The organism is Streptomyces sp. NPDC051452 (genome assembly GCF_044454765.1).
In the GTDB taxonomy this organism is placed as follows: domain Bacteria; phylum Actinomycetota; class Actinomycetes; order Streptomycetales; family Streptomycetaceae; genus Streptomyces.
In genome coordinates, this window is sequence record NZ_JBITEB010000002.1 from 237,418 (window position 1) to 249,002 (window position 11,585).

General features: G+C 70.9%; 11 protein-coding genes. 7 read left to right on the top strand and 4 right to left on the bottom strand.

Going from position 1 to position 11,585, the window contains the following annotated elements; all coding sequences use genetic code 11:
• Positions 1-4 precede the first annotated feature (4 nt).
• Entirely contained in the window at positions 5-850 is an 846-nt protein-coding gene (locus tag ACIBA9_RS06330) for a hypothetical protein (RefSeq protein ID WP_399360177.1), read from the bottom strand.
• Between the two features lie 144 nt (positions 851-994).
• On the opposite strand from ACIBA9_RS06330, the gene ACIBA9_RS06335 reads away from it, so the two are divergent.
• Positions 995-1,783 carry an SDR family oxidoreductase gene (locus tag ACIBA9_RS06335; RefSeq protein ID WP_399360179.1) on the top strand — a complete coding sequence of 263 codons (789 nt, stop codon included), beginning with the start codon at positions 995-997 and terminating at the stop codon, positions 1,781-1,783.
• A gap of 123 nt (positions 1,784-1,906) precedes the next feature.
• The gene (locus tag ACIBA9_RS06340; RefSeq protein WP_399360181.1) at positions 1,907-3,481 is read left to right on the top strand and encodes a sodium:solute symporter family protein; all 1,575 of its coding nucleotides are present in this window, start codon (positions 1,907-1,909) and stop codon (positions 3,479-3,481) included.
• A 37-nt stretch (positions 3,482-3,518) separates the two neighbouring features.
• On the opposite strand, the gene ACIBA9_RS06345 is transcribed toward ACIBA9_RS06340, so the two are convergent.
• The gene (locus tag ACIBA9_RS06345) at positions 3,519-4,631 is read right to left on the bottom strand and encodes an ADP-ribosylglycohydrolase family protein (RefSeq protein ID WP_362158445.1); all 1,113 of its coding nucleotides are present in this window, start codon (positions 4,629-4,631) and stop codon (positions 3,519-3,521) included.
• Positions 4,632-4,886: 255 nt separating this feature from the next.
• Between ACIBA9_RS06345 and ACIBA9_RS06350 the strand changes: the two genes are divergently transcribed.
• The 5 genes from ACIBA9_RS06350 (at position 4,887) to ACIBA9_RS06370 (ending at position 8,002) form a co-directional block, all read left to right on the top strand.
• Positions 4,887-5,138, top strand: a complete 252-nt coding sequence (locus tag ACIBA9_RS06350) for a hypothetical protein (RefSeq protein ID WP_362158447.1) — start codon at positions 4,887-4,889, stop codon at positions 5,136-5,138.
• A gap of 11 nt (positions 5,139-5,149) precedes the next feature.
• Positions 5,150-6,313 (top strand): SPFH domain-containing protein, encoded by a 1,164-nt coding sequence (locus ACIBA9_RS06355; protein WP_399360183.1) that lies wholly within the window; start codon positions 5,150-5,152, stop codon positions 6,311-6,313.
• A gap of 94 nt (positions 6,314-6,407) precedes the next feature.
• Positions 6,408-7,235 (top strand): helix-turn-helix transcriptional regulator, encoded by an 828-nt coding sequence (locus ACIBA9_RS06360; protein ID WP_362158452.1) that lies wholly within the window; start codon positions 6,408-6,410, stop codon positions 7,233-7,235.
• On the top strand, positions 7,232-7,414 hold the full coding sequence (locus ACIBA9_RS06365) for a DUF397 domain-containing protein (RefSeq protein WP_399360185.1): 183 nt from the start codon (positions 7,232-7,234) through the stop codon (positions 7,412-7,414). The genes ACIBA9_RS06360 and ACIBA9_RS06365 overlap by 4 nt, the downstream gene beginning before the upstream one ends.
• 78 nt (positions 7,415-7,492) lie before the next feature.
• Positions 7,493-8,002 carry a DUF2165 domain-containing protein gene (locus tag ACIBA9_RS06370; protein ID WP_399360187.1) on the top strand — a complete coding sequence of 170 codons (510 nt, stop codon included), beginning with the start codon at positions 7,493-7,495 and terminating at the stop codon, positions 8,000-8,002.
• Here ACIBA9_RS06370 and ACIBA9_RS06375 read toward each other — a convergent pair.
• Both ACIBA9_RS06375 and ACIBA9_RS06380 read right to left on the bottom strand, forming a co-directional pair.
• Positions 7,995-8,558 carry a hypothetical protein gene (locus ACIBA9_RS06375; RefSeq protein WP_399360189.1) on the bottom strand — a complete coding sequence of 188 codons (564 nt, stop codon included), beginning with the start codon at positions 8,556-8,558 and terminating at the stop codon, positions 7,995-7,997. The two genes, ACIBA9_RS06370 and ACIBA9_RS06375, sit on opposite strands and share 8 nt — an antisense overlap.
• Positions 8,559-8,617: 59 nt before the next feature.
• A complete protein-coding gene (locus ACIBA9_RS06380; RefSeq protein ID WP_399360191.1) occupies positions 8,618-11,203 on the bottom strand; it encodes a bifunctional FO biosynthesis protein CofGH in 2,586 nt (861 codons plus the stop codon).
• Positions 11,204-11,585: the final 382 nt, after the last annotated feature.

Genomic DNA, 11,585 nt, shown 5'->3' on the forward strand with positions numbered 1-11,585 from the left:
CGCCTCACCCGCCCCGTAGTTCGGACACGTACCGGTCCGTGCCCGGTACGGTCGGGATGAACGGGGCCACCAGTTCCACCCGGCCCAGCCCCGACTCGGCCACCTCCTCGTCCAGCCCGGTGAAGTGCTCCGCCCAGCACTCGCGCGGGTCCGTCTCCAGGAACCACAGCAGGGTCAGCCGGGTGTCCACGCCCTCGACCTGCTTGACGTACGTCATGCGGTCGCCCGGCAGCGGTGTGGGCCGGAACACGGTCACCATGGCGGCCGGGGAGCCGGCGAGGCGGCCGGGCAGAGCGCGGGTGCCGAGCCATTCCAGCAGCCGCGCCCGCCGCTCGGCCGACTCCGCGTCGATCACCTCCAGCACCAGTCCGGCGTACGGATGGTCGAGGGCGTGGACGTCCCTCGGTCCCGCCGGGCCGTCCCGGTAGACCGTGCGCTCGTGGTCCTGGAACGCCGTGAAGACGTGGGTGCGCTCGTGGTGCACGCGGGCGTCCCGGTTGAGGCGCCTGTTGACGGCGACGGTCCACTTCATGTGCTCGGCGTAGCGGCCGTCGGTGATCCAGTAGGTGGACAGGTAACAGCCGGCGGTGACCGGCCGGGCGATCGCCGACTCCCCGGGGTAGCGCAGGAGTTGCAGCTCCCGGGTGGCGACCCAGCGGCGGCCGGCGTACATCCAGGGCATGGCCATCGCGCCGGCGTAGTAGTGGTCGTCCTCGTACCAGCGGTTGTAGGCGTACTCGTGGCCGGGGTGCGGTTCCACCATGGTGATCAGGGCGTGGCCGGGACGTACGCCGTACGGTCCCACGGCGGCCAGTTCGGCGTACAGCTCGCTGCGCGTGTCCTCGCTCATGCGGTCTCCCCTCCCGTGCGGTCCTCCGGCGCTCCCGCCGATCCCCTCATGTCGATCCCCTCATGCCGGTCCCCTTCCGTCGTCCTGCGCTCGGCCCTACCCTGACGCTCCGTCAGATTGAGCGCCAGACCCCGGGAGGCACCGATGTCCCTGCTCGCCGGCAAGACCGTCGTCGTCTCCGGCGTCGGGGCCGGCCTCGGCCACCAGGTCGCCGCGGCCGTCGTACGGGACGGCGGCAACGCGGTGCTCGGGGCGCGTACCGAGGCGAATCTCGCCAGGAGCGCGGCCGGCATCGACCCGGGGGGCACGCGTACGGCGTACCGGGCCACCGACATCACCGACGAGGGGCAGTGCGAGGCGCTGGCCGGGCTGGCGCGGGAGCGGTTCGGCTCGGTCGACGCCGTGGTGCATGTGGCGGCCTGGGACTCCTACTTCGGCGGGCTGGAGGACGCCGACTTCACGACCTGGCAGTCGGTCCTCGACGTGAACCTGCTGGGGACGCTGCGGATGACGCGGGCCTGCCTGCCGGCACTGCGGGCGGCCGGGGGCGGGTCGGTGGTTTTCATCGGGACGCAGTCGGCGCTCGCCGCGCCCTCGCAGGTGCGACAGGCCGCGTACGCCGCCTCCAAGGGCGCCCTGACCAGTGCGATGTACTCGCTGGCGCGCGAGCTGGGGCCGCACCGGATCCGGGTCAACACCGTACTGCCGGGCTGGATGTGGGGCCCGCCGGTGGAGGCGTACGTCCGGTTCACCGCGCGGACGGAGGCCGTGCCGGAGGAGGAGGTGCTGGGGCGGCTGACCGGACGTATGGCGCTGCCGGAGCTGGCCACGGACGGGGATGTGGCGGACGCGGCGGTGTTCCTCGCCTCCGACCGGGCGCGGGCGATCACCGGACAGCAACTGCTCGTGAACGCCGGGGAGCTGATGCGATAGGCCGTTTCCCTCACTTCATCCGTTCATCCATCTGAACACAGGTCATCAAGTAGAACGATTTTGCCGGGCCTTGACCTACCGCTTGCTTGTCGTGTTCATGTAGCGGGACCCACGATCGGGGACATGAACAGTCTCGACTGGGCCGTGCTCATCGGCTACTTCGGCGTGATGGTCGCGATCGGCGTCTGGTCGCACAAGCGGGTGGACAACGTCTCCGACTTCTTCACGGCCGGCGGCAGGATGCCCTGGTGGCTGTCCGGCATCTCGCACCACATGTCGGGCTACAGCGCGGTGATGTTCACGGGATACGCGGGCATCGCCTACACCTACGGCGTCACCTCCTTCATCACCTGGTCCTTCCCCATCGCGCTCGGCATCGCCATCGGCTCGAAGCTGTTCGCGCCGCGCATCAACCGGCTGCGCTCGCGGCTCCATGTGGCCTCCCCGCTGGAGTACCTGAAGAACCGCTACAACCTGCCCACACAGCAGGCCCTCGCCTGGTCCGGCATGCTGCTGAAGATCGTGGACGTGGGCGCCAAGTGGGCGGCGATCGCCACCCTGTTGTCGGTCTTCACCGGGGTGTCGCTGAACCAGGGCATCCTCATCACCGGCGCGATCACCGCCGTCTACTGCACGATCGGCGGCCTGTGGGCGGACGCCCTGACCGAACTCGGCCAGTTCGTCATCCAGTTGCTGGCCGGCGCCTCGATGTTCGTGGCGGTCGCGGTGAAGCTGAGCGACCGGCACATCGGCCTCCTCGACGCCTGGGACGAGCCCGCGCTGCACGGCCACGGCAAGCCGCTGGTCGGCCCGTACGGCACGGTGTTCCTGCTCGCCTTCCTCTTCATCAAGCTCTTCGAGTACAACGGCGGCATGCTCAACCAGGCCCAGCGCTACATGGCGACGGGCAACGCGCGGGAGGCCGAGCGCTCGGCCCGCCTGTCGGCGATCCTGTGGCTGGTCTGGCCGGTGGTCCTGTTCTTCCCCATGTGGATGTCACCGCTGCTGGTGCACGCGAGCAAGCCGGACGGCTCCGACTCCTACGCCCTGATGACCGAACAGCTGCTTCCACACGGGCTGTTGGGCCTGGTCGTCGTCGGTTTCTTCTCGCATACCATGGCGATGTGCTCCTCCGACGCCAACGCGATCGCCGCGGTGTTCACCCGTGACGTGGCGCCCGCGCTGTCCGCGAGGGCCCGTGCGTGGGGCGAGCGTTCGGGTCTGATCGCCGCCCGGGTGACCACGGTCGTCTTCCTCGGCCTGTCGATGGCCGTCGCGACCCGGGTCAACTCCCCCGCCTTCAAAGACATCATCACGGTCGTCATCAAGTGGGTGGCCGGTCTGATGGGCCCGATCGCGATCCCGATGATGCTGGGCCTGCTGCGCCCGTTCCGGCGCTCCGGCCCGACGGCGGCACTCACCAGCTGGGCGGCGGGCCTGCTCGCCTTCTGGCTGGTCAACTACCCGATCAGCTGGCACGTCGACGGCGGAGTCCCGCTCCAGTACCAGGTCTCGATCCCGCTGGCGGTCTCCTTGGTCCTGTACATCCTGATCGGCTGGCTGAAGCCGGAGGACACCCCCGAGCGGCTGGCCGTGATCGAGCGTGTCAACACGGACGGGGACGGCGCCGCCGCGGCGACCGTGCCGGTTCCCACGGCCTCCGGGGACGAGGCGATCGGGGCGCCGGTGGCGGAGTAGGACCGCGGCACGAAGGAGGCCGCGTCGTCCGCGCGCGCTAGCGCGGGTATCGGGCCAGCCAGCCCGGGGACGATCCGGCCGGGCCGTGCAGGGCGGGGCCCTGGGTCATCTCCATGGCGAAGTCGTCGGCGATCTCCAGGATCGTGGGGCGGCCCTCCAGCTCGGCCAGCCAGGCCGGCGGCAGGGCCGTCTCGCCGTGCAGGGCGCCGAGGAGACCGCCGGTGAGGGCGCCCGCGGCGGCCGAGGGGCCGCTCTGGTTCACCGCCAGGCACAGCCCGTGCCGTACGTCCTCCCCCACCAACGCGCAGTACACGGAGGCGGCCAGCAGACCGTCCGCCGTGCCGTCACCGGCCAGCGCCTCCACCCGGGCCGGGCTGGGCATCCCCTGCCGTACGGCACCGAGGGCGTGTTGGAGGGCGTCGGAGACGGGCTGGTGCCCGGGGCGGGCGGCGAGCAGGGCGAGGGCCCGCTGCACGGCACCGTCCAGGCTCTCGCCGCGGGCCAGCCCGTGCACGATGACCGCGTACGCGCCCGCCGACAGGTAGGCGATGGGGTGGCCGTGGGTCTGGGCGGCGCACTCGACCGCCAGCTGGACGACGAGCTGGGGCTCCCAGCCGACCAGCAGCCCGAAGGGAGCCGAGCGGGCGACGGCCTCCGGGCCCAGCTCACCGGGGTTCTTGGGCTGCTCCAGCGTGCCCATGGTGGTGTCGCCGAGGCCGATGAGCAGGGCGCGGCTCGGGTCGCGGCGGGCGTACAGCCACTCCTCTCGGGCCAGCCAGCCGTCGTCCTTGCGGCGCTCGTCGGGCCCCCAGTCACTCTGGGTGGCCGCCCAGCGCAGATACGCCCGGTGCAGATCGGTCGGCGGGTGCCAGGCGCCGGTGTCGCGGCGCACCTGGGCCCGGATCAGACCGTCCACGGTGAACAGGGTGAGCTGTGTGTGATGGGTGACCGCGCCGCGCCGGCCGTACCCGAAGGCGAGGTCGAGCAGCCCCTCGGGGCCGTAGGCCGCGCGGATCTCCTCCAGGGGCAGCGGATCGGCGGGGCCGCCCAGGGCGTCGCCCACGGCGGCACCCAGCAGGGTGCCGCGCACCCTGCCGCGGAAGTCCTGCTGTTCGGTTCGGCCCCAGACGGCACCGGACGTCGCACCCACCAGACCTCCCAACGGCACCGCCCGCCGTACGACGCTCAGCACTGTAATCGAACGGGAACGGTCCGTTCAGTGGGGCAAAACAACACTCTCGGTTCATTCCCGCCCAGCCGAGGGAAACGGCCGGGGGATGCGAGGGGCCGCCGGGCCGGGAGGGGGCGGGACCGTACGCCGTTCAATCACCCCGGCCCGTTGGCCCCCGCCACCACCGGGACTATCGTCTGAATCCTGGGGCCAGCACGAGGAGGACGGCCGGTGATGCCGCAGGACGAGGCCGTGATCGGCCGCACGGGGATCGTACTGATCGGAACGCGCGGTGCCGCGGGCCCAGGCGAGGTCCTCGTGCGGGTCCGAGGCGGCTCCGAGACCTTCCTCGCCTGGTCGGAGACCCCCCTGCCGACGGGCGCGACGGTCCTCGTGATCGAATCACGTGGATGCCGCGAAGTCGGCGTCATCGAGTGGGTTGATCCGCTGGACGCGCTCGGTGGCGATTCCGCCGGCGCCGGCTGAGGAGTACAAGTATGTTCGGATACCGCGTTCCCGCTCCCGACGAGGCGATGTTGATCTCGGGAGGCCGACGGGGCCTGGGTGGTGCACCGTTCCGAGTGGTGACGGGCCACGGCAAGTTCGTACTCCCGGTCTTCCGGAAGGTTCGGTTCCTCACCCTGTCGATGTGCGAGTCCGAGGTCACCGAGACCTGTGTGACCCGTCAGGGCATCTCGCTGCACGTCCGCGCCGTCATCGCCTTCAAGGTCGGCAACGACCACGAGAGCATCATCAACGCGGGCCAGCGGTTCCTCTCCGACCAGGAGCAGATGTCGGTGCTCACCGGCCGGATCTTCGCCGGCCATCTGCGGGCGATCATCGGCTCGATGACGGTCGAGGAGATCGTCACCGAACGCCAGAAGCTCGCCGCGGAGGTTCTGGACACCTCCAAGACCGAGATGGCCAAGATCGGTCTGATCGTGGACTCGCTGCAGATCCAGTCCATCGACGACGGCGCCACCGGGTACATCGACGCGATGTCCGCCCCGCACAAGGCGGCCATCCAGCGCCAGGCGCAGATCGCCCAGGCGCAGGCCACCCAGGCCTCCGTCGAGGCGGAGCAGGCGGCGGCGCGCAAGCAGGCCGAATACGCTCGGCAGACCGCCATCGTCAAGGCCGAGTACTCGGCCGAGGTGGACCGCGCCCAGGCCCAGGCCGCACAGGCCGGACCGCTGGCGCTGGCGCACGCCCAGCAGGAGGTGCTCGCCGCCCAGACCGAACTGGCCCAGCGTCAGGCCAAGCTGCGCCAGCAGCAACTGGTCGCCGAGGTCGTGAAGCCCGCCGAGGCAGAGGCCGAGCGGGTCAGGATCCTCGCCGCGGCCGAGGCGCAGCGGATGAAGATCCAGGCGGAGGCGGCGGCCTCGTACGACCGGGTCGCGCTCGACCGGATGCTCATCGACCAGCTCCCGCAGATCGTGAAGGAGGCCGCCGGTGGCCTCGCCGGCGCCAACGTCAACGTGCTGAACGGCGCCGACGGCCTGGGTGAGATCGCCGCCGGGCTGGTGTCCCAGGGCCTGACGATCCTCGACTCGGTCCGGCACGGCCTGAACGGCAATGACTCCGAAGCGGCCAAGACCCTGCCCCAGTTGCAGGCGGGCAAGGACCAGACGCCGAAGGACGGTCCGGTGAACCTCGACTAGCCCTCTCGTGTCCGGTCGCGCTGGGTGGAGTTTTCCCGATTCACGTCACCCAGCGTGGCCGTCTCTCCTTACGCTGAACGCCCACGACCACGGTATGCGAGGGGGCAGCGTGGAGGACGAGGAGGCCGAGGCCGTACTCAGGGCGGTCGGCCGCCAGATCAAGGTCTGGCGGGAGGCCGCCGGTCTCAGACAGACCGAACTCGGCACGCTCATCGGCTACGGCGCGGACCTGGTGTCCGCCGTGGAACGCGGCGTACGGGTCCCACAGCCCGAGTTCCTCGACAGCTCCGACGTCGCGCTGGGCGCCGAGGGCAAGCTGTCCGCGATGAAGGAGGACGTGGAGAGGGCTCGGTATCCGAAGAACGTACGCGACTTGAAGAAGTTGGAGGACGAGTCCGTGGAGATGGGCGCGTATGCCGCTCTTCACGTACACGGACTGCTCCAGACCCCCGAGTATGCCCAGGCGTTGTACGCGATGCGACGTCCGCCGTACTCGGAGGCCGAGATCGAGCGTCTCGTCACGGCCCGCATGGCGCGCAAGTCCGTGTTCGAGCGCTTACCGAGGCCGCTACTCACCTTCGTCCAGGAGGAGGTGACGCTCCGGCGGCCGATCGGAGGCAGAATGGTGTTGCGGCGGCAACTCGAACACCTGCTGGAGCTGAGCCAGTTGAGGCACGTGGAGATCCAGGTGATGCCCACCGACCGCGAGGATCACGCGGGCATGATGGGCTCGTTCCGCGTACTGAAGCTCCGTAAGGGCAAGACGTTGGGACGCACCGAGGGACAGCTGTACGAGAAGGTGATCAGCGATCCGGACGGAGTGCAGATCTTGGAGATGCGCTATGGGATGATCCGAGCGCAGGCCCTCTCCCCTCGGGAGTCCGTGACCCACATCGAAAAAGTCCTGGGAGAAACGACATGACGACCCGCACGCTGAACTGGTTCAAGAGCAGCCACAGCGGTAACGACGGGGCGGACTGCGTCGAAGTGGCCATAACCCCCACCGCCGTTCACGTCCGCGACTCCAAGGACAAGGACGGTGCCCGGCTCGCCCTCAAGGACTCCACCTGGTCGGAGTTCCTGCGCTTCGCCGTGGGTTGACCGACCGCCGGTTTGCGCCACCGCATTCTGACGCAATGCGCGTGGGAGAAGGCGGTGTTCGTCGGGGAGAATCCAGCCATGACCACCACCCCCACGCGCCACACCGGCCTCAGACTCGCCGCCGGTGTGCTCACCGGAATACTCGCCCTCTACATCACCCTCGTCGCCCTCGGGAACATCACCGACTTCGGGACGAACCAGCAGTTCGTCCGGCATGTGCTCGCGATGGACACCACGTTCAAGGACGACGACCTGATGTGGCGGGCGATCACCAGCACCGCCCTCGAGGACACCGCCTATGTGCTGATCATCGTCTGGGAGACGGTGGCCGCGCTCGTCCTCGTCTGGGGCACCTACCTCTGGGCGCGGCAGGACGTCGACCGTGCCCGGCGCTTCTCCACCTACGGGCTGCTGATGCTGCTGCTGCTCTTCGGTGCCGGATTCATCGCGATCGGCGGTGAATGGTTCTCGATGTGGCAGTCCAAGTCGTGGAACGGGCTGGACGCCGCCACCCGGATCTTCCTGCTCGGCGGCGTCGCGCTGATCGTCAACCAGTTGCCCGGCGCCGAGCGGCGGGACGCTAGCTGACCACCGCCACCGGTGTCCCCTTGTCACCGAAGGACCACAGCGCGGTCCCATCGTCCTTGTGCAGGCGGATGCCACCCAGCTTCTGTCCCTTCGCGGGCGGCGGCGAGGAACCGTCGAGGGCGTTGGAGAAGGCTATGTTCACGCCGGACGCCTTGGTGAAGTACATGACGTGCTCGACCTGCACGCCGTCCGAGCCCCGGAGGGACTGGGTGCGCAGGGTGATCGAGTAACGGCCGGGCTGCGGGCCCACCGTGCCCGGCCACACCGTGAACGTGCGGCTCGCCCTGCCGGTCGCGTCGACCAGCCAGACCCGCTTCTCACCCAGCGAGTAGACGATGCGGCGGCCCGTCCCGGACTGGTCCGGCAGGGCGGGCGCGGCCGGCGCCTTCGGCGTCCGGGACGCGTGGCCGCCCGCGTGGGCCGAGGCAGCGGGCCTGGCCGTCGCGGCGGTGGGACGCGGCCCGTGGTCCGCCTGGACGCCGAGGGCGACCACGGCAGCGGTCGCCGCCACCGTCAGACCGGTGACCCAGGCCCACGAGGGCAGTCGGGCAGCCACGGGCACGCATCTCCTCCGCTATGGGGCCCCTGCACGGTTCGGGGGTCGGATCATCGTACTCAGTCCAGGACCGGCAGCAGATCCGGCAGGTGTCCGTCGGACGCCTGGGCCGCCCGCTGCCGCTCCTCGGGCACCTCGCCGTAGAGCGTGGTGCGCGGCTTCGCCGGACGGCCGGCCGCCTCGGCCACCGCGATCAGGTCGCGGACCGATTTGTAGGAGCCGTAGGAGGAGCCCGCCATGCGGGAGATCGTCTCCTCCATCAGGGTCCCGCCGAGGTCGTTCGCGCCGGAGCGCAGCATTTCCGCCGCACCCTCGGCGCCCAGCTTCACCCAGCTCGTCTGGATGTTCGGGATCCAGGGGTGCAGCAGCAGCCGCGCCATCGCCGTGACCGCGCGGTTGTCCCGGGTGGTGGGGCCCGGGCGGGCGATCCCCGCCAGGTACACCGGGGCGTTCGTGTGGATGAAGGGCAGCGTGACGAACTCGGTGAAGCCGCCCGTCTCGCGCTGGATCCCGGCGAGCGTGCGCAGGTGGCCGAGCCAGTGGCGGGGCTGGTCGACATGGCCGTACATCATCGTGGAGGACGACCGGATGCCCAGCTCGTGGGCGGTGGTGATCACCTCGATCCAGGTGGCCGTGGGCAGCTTGCCCTTGGTCAGCACCCAGCGGACCTCGTCGTCCAGGATCTCGGCCGCCGTACCGGGCACGGAGCCCAGGCCCGCCTCCTTCGCGGCGGTCAGCCACTCGCGGATGGACAGACCGGTGCGGGTGGCGCCGTTGACCACCTCCATCGGCGAGAAGGCGTGGACGTGCATGCCGGGGACGCGCTCCTTGACCGCCTTGGCGATGTCGAAGTAGGCGGTGCCCGGCAGGTCGGGGTGGATGCCGCCCTGCATGCAGACCTCGACGGCGCCCACGTCCCAGGCCTGCTGGGCGCGGTCGGCCACCTGTGCCAGCGACAGCGTGTAGGCGTCGGCGTCCGTCCGGCGCTGTGCGAAGGCGCAGAAGCGGCAGCCGGTGTAGCAGACGTTGGTGAAGTTGATGTTGCGGGTGACGATGTACGTCACGTCGTCGCCGACCGCCGCCGCGCGCACGTCGTCGGCGATCCGGCACAGCGCGTCCAGCGCCGGACCGTCCGCGTGGAGCAGGGCGAGGGCCTCGGCGTCGGTCAGTTTCGTCGGGTCGTCGGCGGCGGTGCGCAGGGCCTGCCGTACGTCCGTGTCGATGCGCTCCGGCGCCATGCCGGGCGCGGCCGCCTCGCGCAGGGCCTCCCAGTCGCCGTACACCTCGTCGAAGTCGTCGCGGCGGTCGCCGGTGCGGCCCTCGGTGTCGATGGTGCGGTGCAGGTCCGTGCGGCCGGCCGGTACGAAGGCCTCCTCGGGCTCCTGCCAGGGCAGCCCGCGCGGCAGGGCCCCGGGCAGCGCCAGTCCGGTCTCCGGGTCGGCCAGCGCGCCGACGTGCGGGCGCAGTCGGGGATCCAGCCAGGGTTCGCCCCGGCGGACGAACTCGGGGTAGACACACAGGCGTTCGCGCAGCTCGAAGCCGGCCGCCGCGGACTTCCCGGCCAGTTCGTCGATCTGCGGCCAGGGGCGTTCGGGGTTGACGTGGTCGATGGTGAGCGGGGAGACACCGCCCCAGTCGTCGATGCCGGCGCCGATCAGGCGCTCGTACTCGGAGTCGACCAGGTTGGGCGGGGCCTGGAGGCAGGCGGCGGGGCCCATGACGTGGCGGGCCACGGCCACGGTGGCGACCAGCTCGTCCAGGTCGGCGTCGGGCATGCCGCGCATCGCCGTGTCCGGCTTGGCGCGGAAGTTCTGGATGATCAGTTCCTGGATGCCGTGGTAGGACCGCGCAACCCTGCGCAGCGCGAACAGGGACTCCGCGCGCTCCTCGTACGTCTCGCCGATACCGATCAGCAGACCGGAGGTGAAGGGGACGGAGGAGCGGCCCGCGTCCTCCAACACCCTGAGCCGTACGGCGGGTTCCTTGTCCGGGGAGCCGTGGTGCGGGCCGCCGGGCTCGGACCACAGCCGGGTCGCGGTCGTCTCCAGCATCATGCCCATGGACGGGGCGACCGGCTTCAGACGCTGGAAGTCCGTCCAGCTCATGACGCCCGGGTTGAGGTGGGGCAGCAGGCCCGTCTCCTCCAGGATGCGGATGGAGATGGCCCGGACGTAGGCGATGGTGTCGTCGTAGCCGTGCGCGTCCAGCCATTCGCGCGCCTCCGGCCAGCGGTCCTCGGGCTTGTCGCCGAGGGTGATCAGGGCTTCCTTGCAGCCGAGGGCGGCACCCTTGCGGGCGATGTCGAGCACCTCGTCCGGGGACATGAACATCCCGTGGCCCGCCCGGCGCAGCTTGCCGGGGACGGTGACGAACGTGCAGTAGTGGCACTTGTCCCGGCACAGCCGGGTGAGGGGGATGAAGACGCTCTTCGAGTAGGTGATGACGCCGGGCCTGCCCGCCGCTTCCAGGCCCGCGTCGCGCACCCGGGCGGCGGACGCGGTGAGGTCGGTGAGGGACTCGCCGCGGGCCTGGAGCAGCACCGCCGCCTCGGAGACGTCGAGGGCGACGCCGTCCCGGGCCCGTTTGAGGGCGCGCCGCATGGAGTTCTCGGTCGGCCCGGTTCCGGAGGTCACGGAAGTCGTCATCCCTCGAGCATACGGTCGGGCTACGCCGGTTCCGCGAGGTCGGGGCCCCGGGCGGCGGCCCACCGCCCCGCAACCCCCGACCCTCCGACAGGGGCCCGGCCGGGGGCCGCCGGGCCCTCCGCCCACCCCGGAGGCCACACGATCCCGAGGCCCCGCACGTTCCCGAGACCCCCGACGAACCAGCGAGCCCGGACCATCCGCGCCCCTGACGACCCGGCAGAACCCACCCGGACGAGGGCCCCGCGCGAACCCACCGCCCGCGCGGCCCGGGGCCCCCACGGATCCCGGCCCTCCGCCCACCCCGGAGGCCACACGATCCCGAGGCCCCGCACGTTCCCGAGACCCCCGACGAACCAGCGAGCCCGGACCATCCGCGCCCCTG